At 72.7% G+C, this 24243-nt stretch carries 23 protein-coding genes and 1 tRNA gene; 8 read left to right on the top strand and 16 right to left on the bottom strand.

Annotation, left to right across the window (positions count from 1 at the left end; genetic code table 11):
* Positions 1-237: 237 nt before the first annotated feature.
* From def to R4Z62_RS22460, 8 genes are all read right to left on the bottom strand, one after another.
* Positions 238-888 carry a peptide deformylase gene (gene def, locus R4Z62_RS22495; RefSeq protein WP_389601653.1) on the bottom strand — a complete coding sequence of 217 codons (651 nt, stop codon included), beginning with the start codon at positions 886-888 and terminating at the stop codon, positions 238-240.
* Between the two features lie 75 nt (positions 889-963).
* On the bottom strand, positions 964-1944 hold the full coding sequence (locus R4Z62_RS22490) for a tetratricopeptide repeat protein (protein ID WP_064535207.1): 981 nt from the start codon (positions 1942-1944) through the stop codon (positions 964-966).
* 104 nt (positions 1945-2048) lie between these two features.
* A complete protein-coding gene (locus R4Z62_RS22485) occupies positions 2049-3269 on the bottom strand; it encodes an HD-GYP domain-containing protein (RefSeq protein ID WP_491520721.1) in 1221 nt (406 codons plus the stop codon).
* Positions 3266-4678 carry an HD-GYP domain-containing protein gene (locus R4Z62_RS22480; protein WP_491520720.1) on the bottom strand — a complete coding sequence of 471 codons (1413 nt, stop codon included), beginning with the start codon at positions 4676-4678 and terminating at the stop codon, positions 3266-3268. Before R4Z62_RS22480 ends, R4Z62_RS22485 begins: the two co-directional genes overlap by 4 nt.
* Positions 4679-4810: 132 nt before the next feature.
* The gene (gene rsrA, locus R4Z62_RS22475; protein WP_064535201.1) at positions 4811-5140 is read right to left on the bottom strand and encodes a mycothiol system anti-sigma-R factor; all 330 of its coding nucleotides are present in this window, start codon (positions 5138-5140) and stop codon (positions 4811-4813) included.
* A complete protein-coding gene (gene sigR, locus R4Z62_RS22470; protein ID WP_018571331.1) occupies positions 5137-5832 on the bottom strand; it encodes an RNA polymerase sigma factor SigR in 696 nt (231 codons plus the stop codon). The genes rsrA and sigR overlap by 4 nt, the downstream gene beginning before the upstream one ends.
* 320 nt (positions 5833-6152) lie before the next feature.
* On the bottom strand, positions 6153-6791 hold the full coding sequence (locus R4Z62_RS22465) for an alpha/beta hydrolase family protein (protein WP_064535200.1): 639 nt from the start codon (positions 6789-6791) through the stop codon (positions 6153-6155).
* 92 nt (positions 6792-6883) lie between these two features.
* On the bottom strand, positions 6884-7756 hold the full coding sequence (locus tag R4Z62_RS22460; protein WP_491520719.1) for an SOS response-associated peptidase: 873 nt from the start codon (positions 7754-7756) through the stop codon (positions 6884-6886).
* A 48-nt stretch (positions 7757-7804) separates the two neighbouring features.
* Between R4Z62_RS22460 and R4Z62_RS22455 the strand changes: the two genes are divergently transcribed.
* The 4 genes from R4Z62_RS22455 (at position 7805) to R4Z62_RS22440 (ending at position 11373) form a co-directional block, all read left to right on the top strand.
* The gene (locus R4Z62_RS22455) at positions 7805-8527 is read left to right on the top strand and encodes a M50 family metallopeptidase (RefSeq protein ID WP_491520718.1); all 723 of its coding nucleotides are present in this window, start codon (positions 7805-7807) and stop codon (positions 8525-8527) included.
* 56 nt (positions 8528-8583) lie between these two features.
* A complete protein-coding gene (gene aroA, locus R4Z62_RS22450) occupies positions 8584-9915 on the top strand; it encodes a 3-phosphoshikimate 1-carboxyvinyltransferase (RefSeq protein WP_491520717.1) in 1332 nt (443 codons plus the stop codon).
* Positions 9916-9932: 17 nt separating this feature from the next.
* Entirely contained in the window at positions 9933-10943 is a 1011-nt protein-coding gene (rsgA, locus tag R4Z62_RS22445; protein WP_064535193.1) for a ribosome small subunit-dependent GTPase A, read from the top strand.
* Positions 10944-11049: 106 nt separating this feature from the next.
* Entirely contained in the window at positions 11050-11373 is a 324-nt protein-coding gene (locus R4Z62_RS22440; RefSeq protein ID WP_018571325.1) for a DMT family transporter, read from the top strand.
* A 71-nt stretch (positions 11374-11444) separates the two neighbouring features.
* On the opposite strand, the gene R4Z62_RS22435 is transcribed toward R4Z62_RS22440, so the two are convergent.
* Entirely contained in the window at positions 11445-12212 is a 768-nt protein-coding gene (locus tag R4Z62_RS22435) for a TetR/AcrR family transcriptional regulator (RefSeq protein WP_491520716.1), read from the bottom strand.
* Between the two features lie 185 nt (positions 12213-12397).
* On the opposite strand from R4Z62_RS22435, the gene hisN reads away from it, so the two are divergent.
* Together hisN and R4Z62_RS22425 are read left to right on the top strand one after the other, a co-directional pair.
* Entirely contained in the window at positions 12398-13198 is an 801-nt protein-coding gene (gene hisN / locus R4Z62_RS22430; protein ID WP_385495904.1) for a histidinol-phosphatase, read from the top strand.
* Positions 13199-13441: 243 nt separating this feature from the next.
* Positions 13442-13843 (top strand): CBS domain-containing protein, encoded by a 402-nt coding sequence (locus R4Z62_RS22425; protein ID WP_064537624.1) that lies wholly within the window; start codon positions 13442-13444, stop codon positions 13841-13843.
* 163 nt (positions 13844-14006) lie between these two features.
* Here the strand turns inward: R4Z62_RS22425 and R4Z62_RS22420 are convergent, their stop codons facing one another.
* The gene (locus R4Z62_RS22420; RefSeq protein WP_491520715.1) at positions 14007-15458 is read right to left on the bottom strand and encodes a catalase; all 1452 of its coding nucleotides are present in this window, start codon (positions 15456-15458) and stop codon (positions 14007-14009) included.
* A gap of 143 nt (positions 15459-15601) precedes the next feature.
* Between R4Z62_RS22420 and R4Z62_RS22415 the strand changes: the two genes are divergently transcribed.
* The gene (locus R4Z62_RS22415; protein ID WP_064535191.1) at positions 15602-16018 is read left to right on the top strand and encodes a Fur family transcriptional regulator; all 417 of its coding nucleotides are present in this window, start codon (positions 15602-15604) and stop codon (positions 16016-16018) included.
* A gap of 183 nt (positions 16019-16201) precedes the next feature.
* Here R4Z62_RS22415 and R4Z62_RS22410 read toward each other — a convergent pair.
* The 3 genes from R4Z62_RS22410 to R4Z62_RS22400 form a co-directional block, all read right to left on the bottom strand.
* Positions 16202-16275 (bottom strand) — tRNA-Met (locus R4Z62_RS22410).
* Between the two features lie 201 nt (positions 16276-16476).
* The gene (locus R4Z62_RS22405; protein ID WP_382851768.1) at positions 16477-18423 is read right to left on the bottom strand and encodes a tetratricopeptide repeat protein; all 1947 of its coding nucleotides are present in this window, start codon (positions 18421-18423) and stop codon (positions 16477-16479) included.
* Between the two features lie 214 nt (positions 18424-18637).
* The gene (locus R4Z62_RS22400) at positions 18638-21547 is read right to left on the bottom strand and encodes a UPF0182 family membrane protein (protein WP_491521911.1); all 2910 of its coding nucleotides are present in this window, start codon (positions 21545-21547) and stop codon (positions 18638-18640) included.
* Between the two features lie 153 nt (positions 21548-21700).
* On the opposite strand from R4Z62_RS22400, the gene R4Z62_RS22395 reads away from it, so the two are divergent.
* Complete coding sequence (locus R4Z62_RS22395) at positions 21701-22243, top strand: PPA1309 family protein (RefSeq protein WP_064535187.1); 543 nt, start codon at positions 21701-21703, stop codon at positions 22241-22243.
* A 55-nt stretch (positions 22244-22298) separates the two neighbouring features.
* On the opposite strand, the gene R4Z62_RS22390 is transcribed toward R4Z62_RS22395, so the two are convergent.
* The 3 genes from R4Z62_RS22390 to R4Z62_RS22380 all read right to left on the bottom strand — a co-directional run bounded on the left by R4Z62_RS22390 (position 22299) and on the right by R4Z62_RS22380 (position 24243).
* Positions 22299-23396, bottom strand: coding sequence for a YlbL family protein (locus tag R4Z62_RS22390; protein ID WP_064535185.1), 1098 nt, complete (start codon positions 23394-23396; stop codon positions 22299-22301).
* Positions 23397-23455: 59 nt separating this feature from the next.
* Complete coding sequence (locus R4Z62_RS22385) at positions 23456-23620, bottom strand: hypothetical protein (RefSeq protein WP_018571315.1); 165 nt, start codon at positions 23618-23620, stop codon at positions 23456-23458.
* A gap of 161 nt (positions 23621-23781) precedes the next feature.
* Positions 23782-24243: a molybdenum cofactor biosynthesis protein MoaE gene (locus tag R4Z62_RS22380; protein ID WP_018571314.1), complete on the bottom strand. Its 462-nt coding sequence runs from the start codon at positions 24241-24243 to the stop codon at positions 23782-23784.

Genomic DNA, 24243 nt, shown 5'->3' with positions numbered 1-24243 from the left:
ATCCCCGCTCTCCCATTCAGCACCACAACTGACCGTTCTGGGAACGGATTTGCTTCACTCGCCATCTGGGATGCCGCGAATATCCCCTTGTGTGACTGATTCTGATTCAACAGATGCGCACAAAGGATCGAATGCGCGAGGGGCCGGGTGCGGACACAGGGACGGCGCCCGACCGGTAGGACGGTCGGGCGCCGTGTGCCGTACGGGGCGCTCGGGCCCCGGGTGCCGGGAGTGCGGTCAGTCGTTGGCGACCACGGGGTAGCGCGGCTCGTTCTCGGCCATCTGCCGCAGCGCGTCCTTGCGCTCCCGCTTGGAGAGCCGGTCGATGTAGAGGTAGCCGTAGAGGTGGTCGGTCTCGTGCTGCAAACAGCGTGCGAAGTAGCCGGTGCCGCGCACCTTGACCTGGTTGCCCCGCTCGTCCTGGCCGGTCACCTCGGCGTAGTCGGGGCGGGCCAGCGGCGCGTAGGCGGTCGGCACGGACAGGCAGCCCTCGTTGCTGTCGTCCAGCCGGCGCCGGTCCGCGGGCAGCTCGACGAGCTTCGGGTTGCACAGGACGCCGACGTGCCGGACCCCCTCGTCGTCCGGGCAGTCGTAGACGAAGACCTTCCTGCCGACACCGATCTGGTTGGCGGCCAGGCCCACTCCCTCGGCGGTGCGCTGGCTGGCGAACATGTCCGCGACCAGTTGCTGGAGCTCATCGCCGAAGTCGGTGACGTCCGCGCACTCCCTGTGCAGCACCGGGTTGCCGACGACCGTGATCGGCCGCGAGGTGCCCCGCTCACGCCAGGCCGCCTCGCGCGCCTCGCAGTCCTCCGTGTCCACGACATAGCCCTCGTCGTCGACGGGGAGCACGCCCGCGTGCTGCTGATCGGTGTCCTGCTGCGCCATGACCGACGTACGCCTTCCTGCAAGCCTGAGAAGTTCTGCCCGTACAGCCTACGGGGACCGGGGCGCGCCCGTGGTTCAGCAGACCTCTTCGAGATCCCGCCAGTCACGGGAGTCGGGGCTGTCCGCGACCCAGCCGTCCAGCAGCCCGCGCACCAGCGAGGCCGGGGCCGCCACCCCGCACTCCCGCTCCGGCACCCACAGCTGCCCGTCGGTGCGGTGGCCCAGCGGTCCCGGGTGCCCCGGCTCGCTGTGGTCGTGCGGGTCCAGGTGCTCGCCGTCGCCCTCGTCGGAGGGCATCCGCGACTCCGAGCAGGTGCGGCAGAGCAGCCGCACCGAGGAGGACCAGTCCTCGGCGGCGAAGCCCGCGTCGGCGGCGAGCTGCTCCAGGGCGTCCCGGTCGGCCTCGGTGGCGGCCTCCAGCAGGACCACCCAGGTGGGCACCGGCGAGGGCGCCCACAGCTCGATCTCGTCGAAGACGGGGAAGCTGTGCCCGGCCGCGGTGGTCCGCTCGCCGTGCGGCACCCCGTCGTGCAGCACGACCTCGCCCCAGCGCCGCCCGGAGGAGGGCAGCGGGATGGACAGCACCTCGATCCGGGCCGGGTCGAGCCGGCGCCCCCAGACCACCTCGGCCTCGCCCTCCGGCGACAGCCGCACCGCGGCGCTGCCCAGCTCCATGCCGACCGGCTCGCCCGCGGCGGTCGCGCCGCCGGGCACCTTCAGGCCGTACGCCTGCCAGGAGCGCCGGGCCAGCGGCCAGTCCTGGAGCGCGGTGGCGGCGATCCCCACGTTCCACCAGTCGGGCGCCCCGCTCTCCCGCTCCAGCAGGGCCACCGCCCGCAGGCCCGCGGCCCGCGCCTGCTCCCAGTCGTGCCGGAACTTGTGCAGCAGGGCGAGGTTGAACCAGGACTCCGACAGCCAGGGCTCCAGATCGGCGGCGCGCGTCAGCAGCGCGCCCGCGTCCTCGTACCGGCCGTCGCCGATCAGGGTGAACGCGCGGTCGGTGGCCTGCCGCCAGGAGGCGGAGGGCCGGTGCCGTCCCTTGCCGAAGATCCTCACGATTCCCGCCTGCCAGTTCCGTCGTATGGGCTGGCTCTGCCCCCGGACACCCTTTCCTTCGCATCCAACCACGTACGGCTTGAGGGGCGCTCATTACCCATGGGTTACCCCGCTGCGGGAGGAGTCAGACCGTCCCGGGCCAGCACACGGGCCAGGGATTCCACCACCTCGGCCGCGTAGGCGTCCGCGGTGGCCAGCCGCAGTTCCTCCAGCGCCCGCAGCGGGCCATGGGGTCCGCCTGCCCGCGCCTTCTCGTCGTAGGCGTTGACGGCCCGCACGATCCGCGCGGCCCGCGGCTGCTCGGCGCACGGGTCGGCCTGCCGCTCCACGACCACCGCGACCTCCCGGTCCACCCCGGCCTGCCGGACCACGGCACCGCCGAGCAGCGCGATCCGCCGCCGCCGTTCAGCGGGCAGGTCCGCCGTGGCGCCCGCGGGCACCGGGTCGACCAGACTGAGCTGGCCGATGTCGTGCATGAGCGCGGCGTGCTCCAGCACGGTCAGCTCGGGTTCCGTCAGGCCCAGGTCCCGGCCCACGGCCCGGCACAGCGCGGCCACCCGCCGGGCATGTCCGTGCGGGGTGTACCCGGCGACCTCGGTGGCGCGGGCCAGCGAGGCGATGGTCTGCCGGTAGACGGCGCGCACGGCCGCGTACCGGCGCAGGGACAGCTGGGTGAGCAGCAGCGGCACACAGAAGACCGGCAGCGCCCACAGCCCGGCCACCGCCACTCCCAGGGCCATCACCGCGCCCGTGGCGCACACCGCCGAGCCGATCCCGAGCAGACCGCGCAGCTCCTCGCGCAGCAGCGGGCCGAACGGCCACCGGGTGCGGCGGTGCGCGGACGCCGCGGCGAGCACCGCGCCGCACAGCGAGGTGAGCACCAGCAGGGCGACCAGCAGCAGCGCGTACGCGGGGCCGCTCAGCGACCGGAAGGCGCCCTCGTTGTACAGGGGTTGGAAGCAGACGGCGGCGAAGGCGACGGTCAGGACACGGCGGGTGAGGTGGTCGAGGGTGCCGCCCCGGCCGCGGGCGATGTGCGGGACGCCGCCGAGCAGGGCGGCGGCCAGCACCACGGCCACGACCTGGCAGGTGCCGTGCCCGCTGTGGTGACCGGCGACCTCGCCCAGCAGCGCGTACGCCAGCGCACCGGCGGCCCCGAGGGGCGCGGCCTCGCGCAGTTCGCTCCCGGGTCGGCGGGTGAGTTCCCCGGCCAGGATCAGCACCCCGAAGGCGAGGGCGGCGCCGCGCTCCTCCAGACCGGTCCACAGGGTGACCGCCAGGCAGAGCGCGGCCACGAGGAGGGCGGCGCCGCGCAGCGGGCTCATCGGGGCGGGCCGCCGTGCCGGGCCCGCGCGGCGGCGTCGCCGGGCGGGCCCGGCACGGTCCGCTCCGGTGGGGCCCCGGGAGGGGCGGGGGGCTCAGGCACGGGGGCCGGGGTGTTCGGGGTCTTCGGGGTGTTCTCGTCGGCGGTGACCGCCGGGTGCCAGCCGTGCCGGTCCAGGGCCCGCACCAGGGCGGCGACCATCCGCGGGTCGAACTGGGTCCCGGCGCAGCGCTCCAGCTCGCCCAGGGCGGCGCCTACCGGCCGGGCCCGCCGGTAGGAGCGGGTGGACGTCATCGCGTCGAAGGCGTCGGCGACGGCGACCACCCGGGCGCACTCGGGGATCTGGGCGCCGCACAGGCCGTAGGGGTAGCCGCTGCCGTCGAGGCGTTCGTGGTGGTGCAGGATCGCGGACCTGGCCTCGCCGAGGAAGGAGATGCCGCGCACCATCTCGTGGCCGTACTCGGGGTGCAGTTCGATGACGCGGCGCTCCTCGGGGGTGAGCGGGCCGTCCTTGCGCAGCAGCCGGGTGGGGACGCCGAGCTTGCCGACGTCGTGCAGGATCCCGGCGAAGCGCAGCGTCTCGACGCGTTCGTCGTCCAGGCCCAGTTCCCGGGCGATCAGCACGGAGGCGCGGCCGACCCGCTCGCTGTGGCCGCGCGTGTACCCGTCCTTGAGGTCGACGGCCTGCACCAGGGCCCTGACGGTCGCCCGGTGCGCGGCGCGCTCGCGGTGGTACTGGGCGTAGACCCACCAGGAGACGCACATGGGCAGCAGCACGAGGAGGGCGGCCACCGGCCCGTACCGGCTGCGCCACAGGACGGCCATCATCAGTCCGCCGAGCCCGTGCACGGCGATCGGCGCGAGCGAGCGGGCGAACCGGCCGCACCGGGCGTGCCGGGCCGCGGCGCCGCGCGGGCGTCCGCCGGGCGGGGCGCCGGCCGCGAGCCGCCGGATCCCGCCGTCGAGCACGGTCAGCACCAGGCAGAACGCCGTCACGGCCGCGGCGGCGGGCAGCAGGGCGTAGGGGAAGTCGCGGCCGACGACCGCGTCCCGGCCGCCCAGGTCCCAGTGCACGCGGGCGGCGGCCCATCCGGCGAGGGCGAGCTGGGCGGCCCGCCAGATCCGGCGCAGCGCCTCGGGGCGCTGTCCGGCCCGGGTGAGCAGGGCGCCGGGCAGCGGGACGAGCGCGGCGGCGGGCGGCGGCAGCAGGAAGGCCGCGGCCAGCAGGACGGGGTAGAACGGCCCGGCGGAGCGCCGCCGCACGAGCCCGTCGCAGGCCGCCGCGACCGCGGCGAGCGCCAGGACGGCCCACCAGGGCACGGGCATGCCCGGCAGCGGCAGCAGACAGGACAGGGCGGCGAGGGCGACACAGGCGGCGTACGCGCGGGCCAGCGGCGGAACCGCCTCCATGACGCCCCTCCCCGGTCGTGCCTGTCCCCGGCCAGTGGGCCGAGCCTAGGGCGGCGGGAGGGGGGTCCGCGGGCCGATAACCCGCGGATTAGCACGTACGGGTGAAGCCGGGGCCGGAGGGAGCGCCGGGGTTCAGGACTCCCGGGGGGTCACCGGTGCCGTGGCCACATCGCGGTCGGCGACGACGGGACGGTCGGAGACGGGCTGCCCCGAGCGGATCAGGTCGAGCCGGCCCATGACCTTGGCGCGCAGGTCCGCGGGCACGTCGTCATGGCCGCAGCACCGCTTGACCAGCTTCTTCACGGCCTGCTCCAGGCCGTACTTCTCCAGGCACGGTGAGCACTCGTCGAAGTGCTGCCGGAACTTGTCGCGGTCGACGTCCGGCATCTCGCTGTCGAGGAACTCGTACAGGTGGTCGAGTACCTCACTGCAGTCCGTTTCGTGCGGCTCTCCGCAGCTCATGAGCCCGAGCCTTTCGCTTCGTTCGACTCTCCGGCGCCGGCCGGGACCAGTCCGCGCTCTCGGGCGTAGTCCTCGAGCATGCCGCGCAGTTGACGACGGCCCCGGTGCAGCCGGGACATCACCGTACCGATGGGTGTCCCCATGATGTCCGCGATCTCCTTGTACGCAAAGCCCTCGACATCCGCGAGATAGACGGCGATGCGGAATTCCTCGGGGATCGCCTGGAGCGCTTCCTTCACGTCCGAGTCGGGCAGGTGGTCGAGCGCCTGCGACTCCGCGGAGCGCAGACCCGTCGACATGTGCGACTCGGCGCGGGCGAGCTGCCAGTCCTCGATCTCCTCCGCGGCGCTGCGCTGGGGCTCGCGCTGCTTCTTGCGGTAGGAGTTGATGAAGGTGTTGGTCAGAATCCGGTACAGCCACGCCTTGAGGTTGGTGCCCTCGCGGAACTGGTGGAAGGACGCGTACGCCTTGGCGTAGGTCTCCTGCACCAGGTCCTCGGCGTCGGCCGGGTTGCGCGTCATGCGCAGCGCCGCCGAGTACATCTGGTCCAGGAACTCCAGGGCGTCCCGCTCGAAGCGCGCGCTGCGCTGGGCGGTCGACTCCGCGGCCGCGTCCGCACGCGCGCCCCGGCCCTCGGGCAGCTCCGCCTGGCCGTTGTCGGTCCCTGCGTCGGTACCGGGAACCGGACCCACCTCCTCAAGCGACGTCGCGAGACCGAAGGCGGCCCCGCTCGTTTCGGAGGATAGACGACGATCCGGTCCGCCCGCCGCCCGAATAGGGGCGGTCCTGGCCGCGTGCAGCACCGACCAGTCGAGGTCGGCTCGGCCGGTGCGGCCTGCGCGTCCGGTGTCGGACACCGCCGGTCGCAGCCCGTCCGCAAGGTCGCGGCGGGTGACGGCCGGGCAGATGGTGGAACCCATGCGGCGGACTTCCTCTCGTGTGGCGTCGGCGCCGGGACATCAGCACTTCTGTCCGCCTCAACAGTGCGCACCGGGCCCGCATTCCCGGGCCGTCACCCGAGTGAGCCGCACCACCGCACGACACCCTCGGTGAGGACGGCCAGCGCCTGCTCCTCGGTGGTGCCCGACCGTTTCGGCACCGCGAAGCCGTGGTCGCCGTACGGGACGGTGATCAGCTCGTAGGGGCCCTCGGGGAACTCCCCGGGCTTCCCGAAGGGGTCGTTGCCGCCCTGGACCACGAGGGTGGGGACCCCGGCGCCGAGCAGTTCACCGGCCCGGGACTTCTCCGGGCGGCCCGGCGGGTGCAGCGGGAAGCTGAGGGCGAGGACCGCGTGCGCGCCCAGCGGGGCCGCCGTACGGCAGGCCACGCGCGCGCCCGCGCTGCGCCCGCCCGCGACGACGGGCAGGCCCGGGGCGGTGAGCGCGGGCCAGACGCCGCGCCAGCCGGTGTCCAGGGTCTTCGGCGCGGGCGCCACCTTCTTGCCCGCCACCCGCCAGGGCTGCTCCACCAGCGCCACGCTCACCCCGTGCCCGGGGAGCGCGGCGGCCAGGGCCTTCAGGTCGCGGGCCTCGATGCCGCCGCCCGCGCCGTGGCTCACGGCGAGGACGAGACGCGGCCGTGCGGCCCGGTGCCAGGTGACGCGGGCGGTACCCGCGTCCGTCTCGACGGTCTCGGAGGTGTCAGGGCTCACCCCGGAGAGGATGTCAGAAGGGCGGCCCGGCGGCCCGCCCGCGCATCCCCGGCACGGTCAGAAGACGGCCCGCCCGCGCGCCCCCGGCACGGTCAGAAGAGGGTGCCCTCCTCCGGGGCCTCCAGTTCCTTCAGCAGTTCCGGCCCGTTGTTGCGGACGTTGCTCACCGCGGTGGACACCGGGTAGGCGCGCATCAGGCCCTCGGGCGGCGGCGCCAGCAGCGCGCGCAGGCCGGCGGGGTCCATGCGGGCCGGGTCCAGCCAGGCGTCCCAGCGGTCCGGGGTGAGCATCAGCGGCATCCGCGGATGGATGTCGGCCAGCGACCGCGGCCCCTCGGCCGGGCCCACCGCCAGCGGCGCCGTCTCGGCCTCGGTGGTGATCACCGAGCAGGTCACCCACCACGCCTGCGGGTGGTCGTCGGGCAGCGTGCGGTCCCGCCAGAACTCGTACAGGCCCGCCATCGCGAACACCGAGCCGTCCGCCGGGGTGACGAAGTACGGCTGCTTGCGCGGGCGTTTGCGCCTGCCCTCGACCTCCAGGTCGCGCTCCTCGGTGCCGGTGACCCACTCGTAGTAGCCGTCGGCGGGCACGATGCAGCGCCGGACGGCGAAGGCGCGGCGGTAGGACGGCTTCTCGTGCACGGTCTCCGCGCGGGCGTTGATCATCCGGGCGGCGCCCTCGGGGCTCTTCGCCCAGGACGGCACCAGTCCCCACCTCAGCTTGCGCAGCTGCCGAACCGGACGCCCGTCCCCGGCGTCCTTCAAAGGGCGGTCGAGGACGACGGGGACCTCCTTGGTGGGGGCCACGTTGTAGTCGGCCGCCAGGGTCTCCTCGGGCTCGTCCCCTTTCTCGACGTTCTCGACGTTCTCGATGTTCTCGATGTTCTCGATGTTCTCGATGTTCTCGATCCCGAAGATCTGGGCGAGATCCCCCGGCCCCCGGCTCGCTGCATACCGTCCGCACATACATGCCACACTGCCAGACTCCGAACGACGACAGGGAGCCCCTCAGGAATGGACAGCCTCGCCGCCGTCGCGCTGCCCGCCCTCTGGGACCGGCTCGTCGGCACCCAGCCCGACCCGGACCTGTGGGTGGTGCTCGCCACCGCTGCCGCCGCCCTCGTGGTGGTGGCCCCGCACACCCTGTGGCGGATATCCCGCAACGCCATCACCATCGCCCACGAGGGCGGCCACGGTCTGGTCGCCCTGCTCACCGGCCGCACGCTGACCGGGATCCGGCTGCACTCCGACACCAGCGGCCTCACCGTCAGCCGCGGCAAGCCGTACGGCCTCGGCATGATCCTCACGGCCGCGTCCGGCTACACCGCTCCCCCGCTGCTGGGGCTCGGCGGCGCCGCCCTGCTGGCCGCCGGGCACGTCACGCTGCTGCTGTGGGTGGCCACGGCACTGCTGGTGGCGATGCTGGTGATGATCCGCAACGCGTACGGGGTGCTGACCGTCGTCCTCACCGGCGGCACGTTCCTGCTGGTGTCCTGGCTGGCGGGACCGCAGGTGCAGGCCGCGTTCGCGTACGCCGTGGTGTGGTTCCTGCTGCTGGGCGGGGTGCGCCCGGCCTTCGAGCTCCAGGTCAAGCGCTCGCGCGGGGGCGCCGGCGACTCGGACGCGGACCAGCTGTCCCGGCTGACGCACGTCCCGGCGGCCCTGTGGCTGTTCCTCTTCCACGCGGTGTCGCTGTGCTCGCTGATGGGCGGGGGCCGCTGGCTGCTCGGGATGTGATCGCCCGCAGCACCGTGAGGAGGGCCGGGGCGACGCCCTCCTTATAGAGTGGGCGCATGGCCCCGAACCCCGCCCACACCGCCCTCTGGCCCGCCCCGCACGCGAGCGGAGCCGTCGACGCGACGGTCCACGTGCCCGGGTCCAAGTCGGTCACCAACCGCGCCCTGGTCCTGGCCGCCCTGGCCTCCGAACCGGGCTGGCTGCGCCGCCCGCTGCGCTCCCGGGACACCCTGCTGATGGCCGGCGCGCTGCGGGAGATGGGCGTCGGCATCGAGGAGACGGTGTCGTCCAGCACCTCGGGCGCGGGCGGCTCCGGCGAGGCGTGGCGGGTGATCCCCGCCGGACTGCACGGCCCCGCCACGGTCGACGTGGGCAACGCCGGCACCGTGATGCGCTTCCTGCCGCCGGTCGCCGCGCTCGCCGACGGCCCCATCCGCTTCGACGGCGACCCGCGCTCCTACGAGCGCCCACTGCACGGCGTGATCGACGCGCTGCGCGCCCTCGGCGCCCGGATCGACGACGACGGCCGCGGCGCACTGCCGCTGACCGTGCACGGCGGCGGGGCCCTGGACGGCGGCCCGGTGGAGATCGACGCCTCCTCGTCCTCCCAGTTCGTCAGCGCCCTGCTGCTGTCCGGACCGCGCTTCAACCAGGGCGTCGAGGTCCGCCACACCGGGGCGACGCTGCCGTCGATGCCGCACATCCGGATGACGGTGGACATGCTGCGCGCGGTCGGCGCCCAGGTGGACACCCCGGAGTCGGGCGGCGAGCCGAACGTGTGGCGGGTCACCCCGGGCGCGCTGCTCGGCCGCGACCTGACCGTCGAGCCGGACCTGTCGAACGCGCAGCCGTTCCTGGCGGCGGCGCTGGTGACCGGCGGCAAGGTCGTCATCCCCGACTGGCCGCAGCGGACGACCCAGCCCGGCGACCGGCTGCGGGAGATCTTCACCGAGATGGGCGGCTCCTGCGAACTGTCCGACTACGGTCTGGTGTTCACCGGATCGGGCGCGGTGCACGGCATCGACGTGGACCTGGGCGAGGTCGGCGAGCTGACCCCCGGCATCGCGGCGGTCGCCGCGCTCGCCGACTCCCCCTCGACGCTGCGGGGCGTGGCGCATCTGCGGCTGCACGAGACGGACCGGCTGGCCGCGCTCACCAAGGAGATCAACGAACTCGGCGGCGATGTGACCGAGACCACCGACGGACTGCACATCCGCCCGCGGCGGCTGCACGGCGGGGTCTTCCACACCTACGAGGACCACCGCATGGCGACGGCCGGTGCGATCATCGGCCTGGCGGTCGAGGGCGTGCAGATCGAGAACGTGGCGACGACGGCGAAGACCCTCCCGGACTTCCCCGAGCTGTGGACCGGGATGCTCGGGTCGTAGGGCGCAAGGAACACGTCATGCGCCGCTACGGCAAGCACACCGACGAGGACGACATCCGCTCCCGGCCCAACCGCAAGGGCAACCGGCCGCGCACCCACATCCGCCCCAAGCACGAGGACGCCGCCGAGGGCATGGTGCTCACCGTCGACCGGGGGCGGCTGACCTGCCTGGTCGACGGGCGCACGGTCGTCGCGATGAAGGCCCGCGAGCTGGGCCGCAAGGCCGCGGTCGTGGGCGACCAGGTGGCCCTGGTCGGTGATCTGACCGGCCAGAAGGACACCCTCGCGCGCATCGTCCGCATCGAGGAGCGCTCCTCCGTCCTGCGCCGCACGGCCGACGACGACGACCCCTACGAGCGCGTGGTCGTCGCCAACGCCGACCAACTGGCCATCGTCACCGCGCTGGCCGACCCCGAGCCGCGCCCGCGGCTGATCGACCGCTGCCTGGTGGCGGCGTACGACGCGGGTCTGACCCCGCTGCTGGTGATGACCAAGTCGGACCTGGCGCCGCCGGACAAGCTCCTGGAGCTGTACGGGGCGCTGGACATCCCCCATGTCGTCACCAGCCGGGAGGAGCTGGAGAGCGGCGGCGCGGCGGACCGGGTGCGCGCGCATCTGGGCGGCCGGGTCACGGCGTTCGTCGGGCACTCCGGCGTCGGCAAGACCACGCTCGTCAACGCCCTGGTCCCCGAGGAGCGCCGGCGCACCACGGGGCATGTGAACGCGGTGACCGGCCGGGGCCGGCACACCACCACCTCGGCGCTGGCGCTGCCGCTGGCGGGCGACACGGGCTGGGTCGTCGACACCCCGGGCGTACGGTCCTTCGGGCTCGCCCACATCGACCCGTCCCGGGTCATCCTCGCCTTCCCCGACCTGGAGCCGGGCACCGAGGGCTGCCCGCGCGCGTGCAGCCACGACGAGCCGGACTGCGCGCTGGACGCCTGGGTGGCGGACGGCCACGCCGATCCGGCCCGGCTGTACTCGCTGCGCCGGCTGCTGGCCACCCGGGAGCGGACCGAGGGCGACTGAACCGGGCCGGGGCGCCCGCGTTGTTTGGCAGCCCCGCGGGCAGGTAAGTGCATAATCGCACCGAGCCGGAGCGGCCACGGAACGCGCACACACGGGAGGACAGCACATGGCGTGGCTGCTGGTCATCGTCGCGGGACTGCTCGAGACCGGCTTCGCCGTCTGTCTGAAACTCTCGCACGGCTTCACCCGGCTGTGGCCCACCATCGCCTTCGCCTGCTTCGCCCTCGGCAGCTTCGGTCTGCTCACCCTGTCGCTGCGCAAGCTGGACGTGGGGCCCGCCTACGCGGTGTGGACCGGCATCGGCGCGGCGGGCACCGCGATCTACGGGATGATCTTCCTCGGCGACCTGGTGTCGACGCTGAAGATCGTCTCGATCAGCCTGGTCATCTTCGGCGTGATCGGACTCCAGCTCTCCGGCTCCTCGCACTGAGCCGCCGCGCGGTCGCGGGGGCGGCACCACAGGGGGCGGCACCACAGGGGGCGGCACCACAGGGGGCTGCATCACAGGGGGTGGCGGCGCAGCACTCCGCTCACCAGCGCGGCGACGCCGGCCTCTTCCGGCGGCGCGGCCACGCAGGACAGCGCCAGCCTGAACACCAGTTCGCAGACGTCCGCGAGTTCGGCACCGTCCGCGGCGGCCCGCGGGGCCGACAGGGCCGGTGAGCCAGGTGGGGTCGGAGAGTCAGGTGGGGTCCGTGAGCCAGGTGGGGTTGGTGAGTCCGGTGGACTTGACGGCTCAGGCGGCTCCGGCGCCGCGGGGGTGCGCGACACGCCCGGCGCGCACGGCACATCCGCTCCGCCCGGCACATCCGCTCGTCCCGGCCCGTCCCGGCCCTGCGGGTCGGACAGCGCGGCCACGGCCCGGTCGCGGACGGTCGTGAGCAGATCGGCGGGCGAGGGCAGCGCCCCGCGCCGGGCCGGGCCGGCACCGAAGGGTGCGGCCGCCGACAGCCTCGGCACGGGCAGCCGTTCGTCCCAGCACCCGGTCAGCATGGCCCGCACCACCGCGTTGCCGTGGGCGGCCGACGCGGTCCACTCGGCCACGGCCGTCAGGCGCCGTACCGGATCACCGGCGCCCGCCAAGGCGCGTTCCACCCCGGCGAGATAGCCGTCCGCCTCGCTCCTGACCAGGGCCCGCGCCAGACCGTCCTTGCCGCCGAACTCGTTGTAGAGCGTCTGCCGCGACACGCCCGCCGCGGCGGCCACGTCCACCATCCGCACCGCGGACCACGGCCGCCGGGCCAGCGCCGTACGCGCGGCGTCCAGCAAGGATTCCCGCGCTGCCGGCATCATCGCCTCCCGGGGACGCGTGCGGGTCCCGTACGACGGCTCTGGGACCACAGGTTTGGCGCGGAAGAGGGCACTGTCAAGACTCCCCGACGGCATCCGGCGGACACCCCGCGTTCAGCTTCCCCTGTGGCATTGCGTCACCTCGGCCGGATACCGTTCCCCGCATGCCCGACTATCTCGACGATCTGCGCCTGGCCCACGTTCTCGCGGACGCGGCGGACGCCGCCACGATGGACCGCTTCAAGGCCCTCGACCTCAAGGTCGAGACGAAGCCCGACATGACCCCGGTCAGCGAAGCGGACAAGGCCGCCGAGGAGCTGATCCGCGGTCAGCTCCAGCGCGCCCGGCCGCGCGACGCGGTCCTCGGCGAGGAGTACGGCGTCGAGGGCACGGGCCCCCGGCGCTGGGTCGTCGACCCGATCGACGGCACCAAGAACTATGTGCGCGGTGTTCCCGTCTGGGCCACGCTGATCGCCCTGACCGAGGCGGGCGAGGGCGGCTACCAGCCGGTCGTCGGCCTCGTCTCCGCGCCCGCGCTGGGCCGCCGCTGGTGGGCGGCGAAGGGACACGGCGCGTTCACCGGGCGCAGCCTGTCGCAGGCCTCCCGCCTCCAGGTCTCCCGGGTCTCCTCACTGCCGGACGCCTCCTTCGCGTACTCCTCGCTCGGCGGCTGGGAGGAGCAGGGGCGGCTGGACGGCTTCCTCGACCTGACCCGCGAGGTGTGGCGCACGCGCGCGTACGGCGACTTCTGGCCGTACATGCTGGTCGCCGAGGGCGCGGTGGACATCTGCGCCGAGCCCGAGCTGTCGCTGTGGGACATGGCCGCGAACGCGATCGTCGTCACCGAGGCCGGCGGCACCTTCACCGGCCTCGACGGCCGCCCGGGACCGCACAGCGGCAACGCGGCGGCCTCCAACGGCCTGCTGCACGACGAGATGCTGGGGTATCTCAACCGGCGCGGCTGAATCACGACCGGCGCGGCCGGATCGCGGCGGACGCCCGTGCGCGCCCCCGCCCGGCCGCGCACGCCCTCTTGTTGCACCCCGTCCGGCCTGCGACTCTGGGAGCCCCCTCACTTGTGAACAAGTGAATCCCACCCTCACGCGGGCCGCTCCCGCACGGGTGCGCGCACTCCGCGCCTCCCGTACAGGAGCGTGCTGCGCGTGGATTCCTTGAGGAGGTGGCTCCGCCCCATGCCCGTCCCTCCCCTGCTCGTCCGTGACGCCATGAGCACGGTGGTCCTCACCATCGGTCCCGCCCACACCCTGCGCGAGGCCGCCGTCCTGATGTCCGCCCGCGGTGTCGGCGCCGCCGTCGTGCACGACCCCGACGCCGGCGGCATCGGCATCCTCACCGAACGCGACATCCTCAACTCCGTCGGCCTGGGCCAGAACCCGGACTCCGAGCACGCCCACGCCCACACCACCACCGACGTGGTCTTCGCGGCCCCCGCCTGGACCCTGGAGGAGGCGGCGCGGGCCATGGCAGGCGGCGGCTTCCGCCATCTCATCGTCCTGGACGGCGGCGAGCCGGCCGGTGTGGTCTCGGTCCGCGACATCATCCGCTGCTGGGCGCCGGTGCGGCGGCACCCGGCCCGGGTGCCCGTCTGAGCCCGCGCCACGGACGCGGACGTACGGCGACGGACGTACGGCGACGATCGCGGACGTACGGCGACGATCGCGGACGTACGGCGACGATCGCGGACGTACGGCGACGGGCCGGGTCCCCGAAGGAACCCGGCCCGCCCGTCCGGCAAACGGTCCAGTGCCGGAGTCAGCCGCGCAGTGCTCGCACGGCGGCCTCCAGCCGCTTGCCGAAGTCCCCGTCGGCCCGACGGAAGTTGTCGACCGCGCGCTCGACGATGTCCTCGCGCGAGACCTGGGAGATCGCACCGGCGAGGTTGCCGATCAGCCGGTCCTTCTCCTCGTCCGTCATCAGCCGGTAGAGGTCGCCCGCCTGGACGAAGTCGTTGTCCTCGGCGTGTGCCGGGGCCGCGTGGTCGCCGGTGGCCCCGGTGACCGCGACGGGCTGCCACAGCGGCCGGTCCGTCTGGAACGGGCCGCCGAAGCTGTTCGGCTCGTAGTTCTTCGCGCCCTTGTGCCGGCCGTCGTACAGGAAGCCGTCACGGGCGTGGGAGCGGGCCTCGGTCGCGTGCGGGCGGTTCACCGGCAGGTGCCCGGCGTTGATGCCGACACGGTAGCGGTGGGCGTCGCCGTACGCGAACAGCCGGCCCTGGAGCATCTTGTCCGGGGACGGGCCGATGCCGGGCACGAAGTTGGCCGGGGTGAAGATCGACTGCTCGACCTCGGCGAAGACGTTCTCCGGGTTGCGGTTCAGCTCCAGCTTGCCGAACTCGATCAGCGGGTAGTCCGCGTGCGGCCACACCTTGGTCAGGTCGAACGGGTTGAAGCGGTACCCCGCCGCCTCGGCCACCGGCATGATCTGCACGTACACCGTCCAGGACGGGAACTCGCCGCGCTCGATCGCCTCGCGCAGGTCGCGCTGGTGCGAGTCGGGGTCCTTGCCCGCCAGGACGTCGGCCTCCTCGGCGGTCAGGCACTTGATGCCCTGGTCCGTCTTGAAGTGGTACTTGACCCAGAAGGACTCGCCGGCCTCGTTGTTCCACTGGTAGGTGTGCGAGCCGAAGCCGTCCATGTGGCGGTAGGAGGCCGGGATGCCGCGGTCGCCGAAGAGCCAGGTCACCTGGTGCGTGCTCTCCGGGGACAGGCTCCAGAAGTCCCAGACGTTGTCCGGCTCCTGGCTGCCCGTGTACGGGTCGCGCTTCTGGGTGTGGATGAAGTCGGGGAACTTGATGGCGTCCTTGATGAAGAACACCGGGGTGTTGTTGCCGACGAGGTCGTAGTTGCCCTCCTCGGTGTAGAACTTCAGCGCGAAACCGCGCGGGTCGCGCACCGCGTCCGCCGCGCCCAGGTTGCCCGCCACCGTGGAGAAGCGGAGGAAGGTCTCCGTCTCCTTGCCGACCTCGGAGAGGAACGCGGCACGGGTGTACGCGGTGACATCGGCGGTGACCGTGAACGTGCCGTAGGCGCCCGCGCCCCGCGCGTGCACCACGCGCTCCGGGATGCGCTCGCGGTTGAAGTGCGCCAGCTTCTCCAGCAGGAGCTGGTCCTGGACGAGAACCGGGCCGCCGACGCCCGCGGTCTCGCTGTTCTGGTTGTCGGCTACCGGAGCACCGGCCTCCGTGGTGAGCGGCCCCTGGGTCACGTCGCCTCCTGCGGCAATTTCTGTCGTACCTGTCGCTTGGCCGAAGCCAGTCCCGATCCTACAATGGACAAAGTCTAAGTCAAGTAGAACTCCAAAGTCACACTTGTTCGGGATCTGTTCTCGCTGCTGTTAGGCTGGTGTGTATGAGTGACCTTCTGGAACGGCTGCGGGGACGCGGGTGGCGCATGACCGCGCAGCGGCGCGTCGTGGCCGAGGTCCTGGACGGCGAGCACGTCCATCTGACGGCCGACGAGGTGCACGCCCGAGCCGTGACGAGGCTCCCCGAGATCTCCCGGGCGACCGTCTACAACACGCTGGGCGAGCTGGTCACGCTGGGCGAGGTGCTGGAGGTCAGCACCGACAAGCGCGCCAAGCGGTACGACCCCAACGCGCACCAGCCGCACCACCACCTGGTCTGCGCCGGCTGCGGCGCGATCCGCGACGTCCACCCGAGCGGCAACCCGCTGGCCGACCTCCCGGACTCGGAGCGCTTCGGCTTCACGGTCTCCGACGTCGAGGTGACGTACCGCGGGCTCTGCCCGAACTGCGCGTCGGCCTGACGCGCCCCGCACACGGAACACGGCGAAGGCCCCGGCACCCGAGAGGTGCCGGGGCCTTCGCCGTACCCGCCCGGAAGCCGTTCCGCCCGGAAGCCGTCCCACCGGGACGCCTCACCGCACCGGAACGCACCGGAACGCACCGAGGGCCGGAACCCTGATCGGATTCCGGCCCTCGACCTTCAGTAGCGGGGACAGGATTTGAACCTGCGACCTCTGGGTTATGAGCCCAGCGAGCTACCGAGCTGCTCCACCCCGCGTCGATGAATAGAACACTACGTGACCGGGGGGAGAAGAAGCAAATCGCTTCCCCGCGGCCCCACCCGCCCCGCGAAGCCGCGCGACCTCGCGGTCCTCCGCCGCCCCGCGGGGCCGTCCGGCGCGCGTCCGGCCGCGCGGGCCGGCGGTGCGAGCCGGCCGGTGCGAGCCGGCCGCGCGGGCCGGCGGTACCTCGCCGAGCGTCACGCCGACAGCTCCTCGCGCAGCGCGTCCCGCAGCCGCGCCGCCCGCTGGGCGACCTCGCGCGGCCCCAGCGCCACCGCCCGGTCGGCCCACCGCTGGCCCTCGGCCAGCTCGCCGCGCCGCGCGCAGACCAGCGCCAGCCGCAGCGCCGCGCGCCCGTGCCCGGCCTCCGCCGCCCGCGTCCACCACACGACCGCCTCGGGCTCGCTGCCCTCGCGGGCCAGCAGCAGACCGAGGTTGAACGCGCCGTTGCGGGACCCGGCCTCCGCGGCCTCGCGGTACCAGCGCGCCGCCTCGACGACATCGCCGCGCGCCGCGGCCAGCATGCCCACCCGCACCTGAGCCCGGCGGTGCCCCTGGGAGGCCGCCCGCTCGTACCACTCCTCGCACTCGGTCTTCTCGTGGACCGCCGGTTCCCCCAGTTCGTGCGCGGGCGGCGGGGGGCGGCGCGCGTCGAGCACGCTCGCCAGCCGGTAGGCGCCCTCCGCGCTGCCGCCGCCGGCCGCGCAGCGCAGATGCCGCTCGGCCGCCCGCTCGTCGCCCGCGCGCAGCCGGGCCATGCCCACCTGGAGGGCCGCCTCGCTGTGCCCGGCCGCCGCCGCCTGCTCGTACCAGCGCAGGGCGTCCCGTTCCAGGCCGCGCCCGGCGTAGAGGATGCCCAGGTTGAAGGCGGCGTCCACGCTGCCGGCCTCGGCCGCCTTGGAGAACCACGGCTCGGCGCCGGCCGTGTCCCCGCCCTGGAGCAGCAGGACCGCCAGCGCGTTCGCGGCCTCGCGGTGGCCCGCGTAGGCCGCGCTGCGGTACCACTGCTCGGCCTGCGGGGTGCGGCCCTGCTCGGCGCAGAGCAGGGCGAGGTTGTAGGCGCCGTTGACGTCCCCGGCGTTCATCGCCGCGCGGTACCAGCGCTCGGCGGTCTGCGTCTCGCCGCGCTCGGCGTGCAGCGCGCCCAGCGCGTTGGCCGCGTTGCCGTCGCCGTCCTGCGCGGCCCGCAGCCACCACACGGCCGCGCTCTCGGTGTCCCCGGCGTCGCGCAGCAGGAACCCGAGGGCGCAGGCGGCGCGCGCCTCGCCGTCCTTGGCGGACGTCAGGTACCAGCGGCCGGCCTCCCTCAGCTCGCCCCGCTTCTCCAGGATCGCCCCGAGGTGCAGTGCGGCGCGGCGGTGGCCGCGGGCCGCGGCCTGCCGGTACCACTGCTCGGCCTCCGCGGAGGGGGCGGCGCCGTCCGCCGCCGGGTCCGGCGCGGACCGCCGGTCCACCGCCCTGGCCAGGCGGTACGCCGCCTCCCGGTGCCCGCGTTCGGCGGCCACCCGCATCCAGCGCTCGGCGTCCGCGTCGGCGCGGTGCTCCAGCAGGTCGGCGAGGGCGTAGGCGCCCAGGACATGGCCCTGTTCGGCGGACTGGCGCAGCCAGTACTCGGCGGCGGGCTCGTCGCCGCGCTCGCGGTGGTGGCGGCCGAGCGCGTGCGCGGCCGGGGCGGAACCGGCGACGGCGGCGATGCGCCACCAGCCGGCCGCCTCCTCGGGGTAGCCGCGCTGCTGGAGGAGGACGCCCAGGTTGTTGGCCGCGGCCCGGTCACCGGCCGCGGTGGCGGCCCGCAGATGGGGTTCGGCGCCGTCCAGGTCGCCCCGGCGCAGCAGCATGGCGCCGAGGACGCTCATCGCCTCGGTGTCGCCGGACTCGGCGGCGAGCCGGCGGCGTGCCAGCTCGGCGACCTCCTCGGCGGCGGCCCCGGTCTCGTCCGCCGCGGTCTCCCGCGCTGCCGTCCGGTCCCTGGTCCCGTCCTCGGTCCCGTCCGTGCCCGTCACCTCCGCACCGGGGACGCGGGTACCGGTCCGGTACCGGTCCGCGCTGCCGGACTCCTCGGGCCCCTGGGTCGGCCCGGGGTCGGAAGTCTGCACAAATCGCCCTGTCTCGAACAGAGTTACCTTGTCCCCCATAACGTCCATCGTCGCACCACCCGCAACCCGGGTACACCTGGTATACCGCAGCCAGTGAGGTCACTTCAGCGTTTTGTCGACATGCCCACAGAGAGACAAGTCAAACACAGATCGCCCAACTCCCCACGGCGGCACGGCGGTCGTGGGACACGCGTCTTGAGTCCGCGCAGCGCGAAGGCCCGGATCCGTCGAGGGATCCGGGCCTTCGACTCGTTCGGGAAATTCAGCTCCCGTTCTTGCCGTTGCCCTGCTTGCGGGCCGCCTCCTGCGCGTCCTCGGCCTGCTGGAGCGCCTTCTGGAGGTCCTTCTGCGCCTTGCCGTAGGCCTCCCAGTCGGTCGGCTTCTTGTTCAGCGCCGTCTGGCCCTCGTCGAACGCCTTCTGGGCCGCCTCCAGGGCCTTCTGGACCGTCGGGTTGCCCGCGGCCGGCGGTTTGGTGCCGCTGCCCTTGTCCGGCGGGTTCGCGGCCCCGCTGGTCCCGAAGACCTTGTCCAGCGCCTGGTCGAGGGTGTCCTCGAACGCGGTGGCCCCGCCGTAGGTCACCAGGACCTTGCGCATCAGCGGGTACTTGAGCTGACCGCCGCGCACATAGACCGGTTCGACGTAGAGGAATCCGCCGTCGAGCGGGATGGTCAGCAGATTGCCGTACTCGATCTCCGAGTCACCGCCTCTGATGAGTTTCACGAACTCGGCGATGTTCTGCGAGGAGTTGGAGTTGAACTGGCTCTGCACCTGTTTGGGGCCGCCGACCGTCGTGCTCTTCGGCTTCAGGATTCTGATCTTGCCGTAGTCGGGCGTGCCCGCCTGCGAGTCGACCGCCATGAACGCGCTCAGGTTGTCCCGGCCGCTCGGCGTGAACGTCGTGGTGAGTGAGAACGCCTGGGAGTCCTGGCCGGGCATCTTCATCGTCAGGTAGTACGGCGGCACCGCGTTGCCCGACTTGTTGGTCGGATCGTCGGGCACCTGCCACACCTCGCTGCTGCTGAGGAAGGTCTGCGCGTCCTGGACGTGGTACCGGGTGAGCAGTTCGCGCTGCACCTTGAACAGGTCCTGCGGATAGCGGAGGTGGTCCATCAGCTCCGGCGAGATGGCCGCCTTCGGCTGCACCGTCCCCGGGAACGCCTTCATCCAGGTCTTCAGGACCGGGTCCTCGGTGTCCCACTGGTACAGCTTCACCTCGCCGGTGTAGGCGTCGACGGTCGCCTTCACCGAGTTGCGGATGTAGTTGACCTGGTTCTGCTGGGCCACCACCGCGCGCTGGTTGTTGTTGTACGTCAGCGAGTCGGCCGTGGTGTCGCCCAGCGTCGTGCGCGAGGCGTACGGATAGCCGTTGGTCGTCGTGTACGCGTCGACGATCCACTGGATCTCGCCGTTCACCACCGCCGGATACGCGTCGCCGTCGATGGTCAGCCAGGGCGCCACCGCCTCGACGCGCTCCTTGGGCGTGCGGTTGTACAGGATCCGCGAACCGTCCCCGATGGCGCCGGAGTACAGGATCTGCGGCTCGCCGAACGCCAGCGCGTACGCGGCCCGGTTGACCGGGCTGGACAGGCTGACACCGCTCTTGCCCTGGTAGCTGGTGGTCGTCTCGCCGTCGTTGTTGGAGTAGTCGATCTCCTTCTGGGGACCGCCGACGATCGAGTACGTGGTGGTCTTCTCGCCGTAGTAGACGCGCTGCTCGTACGTGCCGAGGTCGCCGGTGGCGGGCAGGTTCTTCTCGGTGAAGACCGGCTCGCCGTTGCTGGCCTCGGTGCCCTTGGCGGCGACGAGGCCGTAGCCGTGGGTGTACCGGAAGTGGCTGTTGATCCAGTTCTTCTTGATGCTGTCGAAGTTCAGCTCGCGCAGACCGACGACCGTGTCCTGGACCTTGCCGTCCTTGGTGGGATACCGGTCGACGTCCAGATTGTTCGGGAACGCGTAGAAACCGCGGATCTGCTGGATCTGCTGGAACGTGGGCGAGACGATGTTCGGGTCGAGGATGCGCACGCTCGCCGTCTTGTCCACCTGGCCGCGCAGCGTCGACTTGTCCTCGGTGCTGCTCGTGCCGTCGTAGTCCGAGACGTCGGTGTGGTCGATGCCGTACGCCTCACGCGTCGCCTTGATGTTCTTGGCGACGTACGGCGCCTCCTTGGCCTGCTCGTTGGGCTGGACCTGGAACTTCTGCACGATCGCCGGGTACAGGCCGCCGATGAGGACGGCCGAGAGCACCATCAGACCGAAGCCGATCACGGGGAGCTGCCAGGTGCGCCGCCACAGCGTGGCGAAGAACAGCAGCGCGCAGATCACCGCGATGCAGAACAGGATCGTCTTGGCCGGCAGATAGGCGTTGGCGTCGACGTAGCGCAGGCCCGTCCAGTTGTCGGTGGCCTTGAAGTCGCTGGACTTGACCGCCAGCCCGTACCGGTCGAGCCAGTACGCGACCGCCTTCAGCGCGACGAACACGCCGAGCAGCACGGACAGGTGCCCGGTGGCCGCGGCCGTGGCCCGCGCGCCGGGGCTGGTGATCCGCAGCCCGCCGTACAGGTAGTGGGTCAGCACCGCGGCGATCAGGGACAGGATCGCGGCGGCGAAGCCGAAGCCCAGCAGGAAGCGGTACCAGGGCAGGTCGAACGTGTAGAAGGAGATGTCGAGGTGGAACTGCGGGTCCGTCCGGTGGAACGGCACGCCGTTGACCCACAGCAGCCAGGTGCGCCACTGGCCCGCGGCGGAGGCCCCCGCGATCAGCCCGACCACGGCGGTGATCCCGCACAGCAGCCACTTCTTGTACGGCGCGATGCCCATCCGGTAGCGGTCGAGGTTCTGCTGCTCCATCGACATGGCGCTCAGCGGGGGCCGCAGCCGGTGCGCCAGCCAGACGTTGAACCCGACGGCCGCCGCCATCAGCAGGCCGAACACCAGGAACAGCCCGATCTTGGTCCACAGCGTGGTGGTGAACACGGACGAATAGTGCACCGACCGGTACCACAGCCAGTCCGTCCAGAAGCCCGCGAACATCGTGAACGCGATGCCGAGAGCGGCAAGGACGCCCAGGACGATCAGCAGGGTCCGGGCTCGCCGGGACGGGCGGCCGACTCTGATCCGCGGCCCGGACGGGCCTCCGCCGCGGTCCGGCATCTGGAAAGCCAAGGTGCGCACCTCGAAGTTCGCTGGTGGTTCGCTGTCGTTGCGTCTGGCCCCCGTGTCCGCGGACCGTACGGAGCGCCCGCGGTCACGGGCGCCCACCTATGCAACTTACTCACCGTTTATTCGGTTCCCGATTCCGGCCGGGAACGAGGCAGGATTGTGACCATGTCCAACACTCCCATGGCAGCGAACCCCCTCACCCGGGCCGTCCTCGAGATCGACGAGTACGCCTCCGGGCTCGGCTGGGACCAGCCCGCTCGCCTCTTCGCCCTCGTCGACACCGCGCGGCTGCGGTCCGAGGAACCCGCCCTCGCCGCGCAGCTCGGTCTCCAGGACGAGCAGGAGACCTCCGGTCTCACCCCGATCGAGCAGGACGAGGTCCCCGCTGACCGGCCGCTCGACGAGTTCCTCGCCACCATCGCCTGGCCGGGCGCGGTGGCCGGCTGCGCGCTCACCGTGGAGCGCCTGATGCTGCCGCCGTCCGCCGAGGCGCAGGTCCCGCAGGGCCTCGACGATGCCAAGCTCGCCCGGTGGGTGGCCGCCCACCCCGAGCGCCAGGAGGTCCGTATGACGGTCGCGGTGCTGCGCGACGGCGCGCGCGAGTCGGCGCTGCGCCTGCGGGAGAAGGACTCCGCCACGGACGTCCTCACCGGCTCGGAGCTGGTCCCCGGGCTGGCGGAGGCGCTGGCGGCCACGTTCGAGGAGTGAGTGCCCGAGGGGCCGCTCCGGAGGGAGCGGCCCTTGAGGCGCGGGGGCGGTCCGCTCAGCCCTTGGCCGAGCAGGTCGGCAGACCGGCGGTCTTCCCGGAGCGGATGTCCTTGAGCGCGGCGAGGGCGTCGCGGATGGTGCCGACCTTGACGAGGGTCAGCCCGGAGGGGGTGTCCGCGGCCGCCGCCGCGCAGTTGTCGGCGGGCGTCAGGAAGTACTGGGCGCCCTTGTCGCGCGCGCCGATGGTCTTCAGCTCGATGCCGCCGATCGGGCCCACCTTGCCGTCGTCGTCGATCGTCCCGGTCCCGGCCACGAACTTCCCGCCGGTGAGGCTGCCCGGGGTGAGCTTGTCGTAGATGCCGAGGGCGAACATCAGACCCGCGCTGGGTCCGCCGACGTCCGCGAGCTTGATGTCGATCGTGAACGGGAAGGTGTGGTCGGTCCCCGGCGAGATGCCGACGACGGCGCGCTGGGCGCCCCCGTCGTGGGACCGCGCGGTCGTGATCGTCACGTCCTTGGTGACCGTCGCCGCCTTGTGCGCCTTCTCGGCGGCGGCCTGGTCCTTGGCGGGCACGATGGTGAAGACGGTCTTCTCGCCCGGCTTGTGCTTGGTAACCAGCCCCGCCACGTCGGAGGGCTGCTTGACGGGGGTGCCGTCCACCGCCTTGATGACGTCACCGGCGTGCAGCCTGCCCTGCGCCGGGCTGTCCTTGACCACGGTGGACACGATCACCCAGCTCTGCACCGGGATGCCGAGCTCCTTCAGGGCGGCGACCTTGGCGCTCTCCTGGGACTGGCTGAACTCCTCGGCGTTCTCCTGGGTCGACTGCTCCTCCGTCTTGCCGTCCGGGTAGAGCGTGTCGTGCGGGACGATCCTGTTGTCGTGGGCGAGCCAGCCGTAGACGGCCTCCACGAGGTTCATCCGGTAGTCCGGGCTGGTGACCCGCACGGTCGTCATGTTGAGGTGGCCGTCGGTCGGGTACGTCTTGTGCCCGTCGATCTGCAGCACCGGCTCGCCGTCGTGGTCGCTGAGGGTGTTGACCGTCGGTCCCGGTGACATCTCCGAGTACGGCACCCGGAGGAAGACTCCCGCGCACAGGAGCGCGATCAGCATCAGGGTGGAGGCGAGCATCGTCGCGGTGCGGCGTGGCATGAGTCGACAGTACGGGACCGGCCTGTCGGCGCACCGTCAGGGCCGCCGCGGGGATCCGGTCAGGTGCCGGAGGTGGACCGCTCCATGGCCTCGCGGAACCGGGCGTAGCCGTCCAGTTCGGGCCCGTCGCTGCGGATTCTGCGGGTCCGGTTCGCCCAGCTCCCCCACAGCCCGGCGACTATCCCCGCCACCACCGGTATCAGCAACCAGGCGAGTGCTCCCACGCCGACCTCCCTACCCCGATCGACCGACCCCGACCGACTGATCAGCAGATTAACCATCCGCACTGACAACGCTCGGGCCAGGGGGCCGGTTACGCAACCGGGGCCGGGCGCGGGAGCGACACCGGAGCCGGGGTACGGCTCTTCGGGGCGGCGCTCTGGGTTCAGCAGGCGCCGACCCATTCCTCGGTGCCGTCGGAGAACCGCTGGTGCTTCCAGATCGGCACCTCGTGCTTGAGGTCGTCGATCAGCTTCCGGCAGGCGGCGAACGCCTCGGCGCGGTGCGGGCACGACACGCCGACGACCACGGCGAGGTCCCCGATCCCCAGATCCCCCACCCGGTGCACGGCGGCCAGGGCCCGCACCGGGTACTCGGCCACCACCTTCTCGGCGACGCGCCGGATCTCCTCCTCGGCGCTGGGGTGGCAGGAGTACCCCAGCCCGTCGACGTCGGCGCCCCCGTCGTGGTTGCGCACGGTCCCCACGAACAGCGCCGTGCCCCCGGCCGCGGCGTCGCCCAGCGCCCGGAAGACCTCGTCCAGGGAGAGCGCGGTGTCCCGGACGCCGATGAGCTTGATGGGATCGTCGGCGGTGTGCTCGCCGGGGTGATCGGTGGTGGGTGCCAT

It is taken from the genome of Streptomyces sp. PL-25 (assembly GCF_058344915.1).
The sequence above is the reverse complement of the archived record's forward strand: the minus strand, read 5'-3'. Positions and strand labels throughout refer to the sequence as shown.

Coding starts and splice junctions, on each gene's coding strand:
- R4Z62_RS22390 (WP_064535185.1), bottom strand. CDS start 23,396: ATGCCACGCCGCACCGCGACGATGCTCGCCTCCACCCTGATGCTGATC.
- hisN (WP_385495904.1), top strand. CDS start 12,398: ATGCCCGACTATCTCGACGATCTGCGCCTGGCCCACGTTCTCGCGGAC.
- rsgA (WP_064535193.1), top strand. CDS start 9,933: ATGCGCCGCTACGGCAAGCACACCGACGAGGACGACATCCGCTCCCGG.
- R4Z62_RS22395 (WP_064535187.1), top strand. CDS start 21,701: ATGTCCAACACTCCCATGGCAGCGAACCCCCTCACCCGGGCCGTCCTC.
- aroA (WP_491520717.1), top strand. CDS start 8,584: ATGGCCCCGAACCCCGCCCACACCGCCCTCTGGCCCGCCCCGCACGCG.
- R4Z62_RS22485 (WP_491520721.1), bottom strand. CDS start 3,269: ATGAGCCCGCTGCGCGGCGCCGCCCTCCTCGTGGCCGCGCTCTGCCTG.
- R4Z62_RS22440 (WP_018571325.1), top strand. CDS start 11,050: ATGGCGTGGCTGCTGGTCATCGTCGCGGGACTGCTCGAGACCGGCTTC.
- R4Z62_RS22380 (WP_018571314.1), bottom strand. CDS start 24,243: ATGGCACCCACCACCGATCACCCCGGCGAGCACACCGCCGACGATCCC.
- rsrA (WP_064535201.1), bottom strand. CDS start 5,140: ATGAGCTGCGGAGAGCCGCACGAAACGGACTGCAGTGAGGTACTCGAC.
- def (WP_389601653.1), bottom strand. CDS start 888: ATGGCGCAGCAGGACACCGATCAGCAGCACGCGGGCGTGCTCCCCGTC.
- R4Z62_RS22405 (WP_382851768.1), bottom strand. CDS start 18,423: ATGGACGTTATGGGGGACAAGGTAACTCTGTTCGAGACAGGGCGATTT.
- R4Z62_RS22415 (WP_064535191.1), top strand. CDS start 15,602: ATGAGTGACCTTCTGGAACGGCTGCGGGGACGCGGGTGGCGCATGACC.
- R4Z62_RS22455 (WP_491520718.1), top strand. CDS start 7,805: ATGGACAGCCTCGCCGCCGTCGCGCTGCCCGCCCTCTGGGACCGGCTC.
- R4Z62_RS22460 (WP_491520719.1), bottom strand. CDS start 7,756: ATGTGCGGACGGTATGCAGCGAGCCGGGGGCCGGGGGATCTCGCCCAG.
- R4Z62_RS22480 (WP_491520720.1), bottom strand. CDS start 4,678: ATGGAGGCGGTTCCGCCGCTGGCCCGCGCGTACGCCGCCTGTGTCGCC.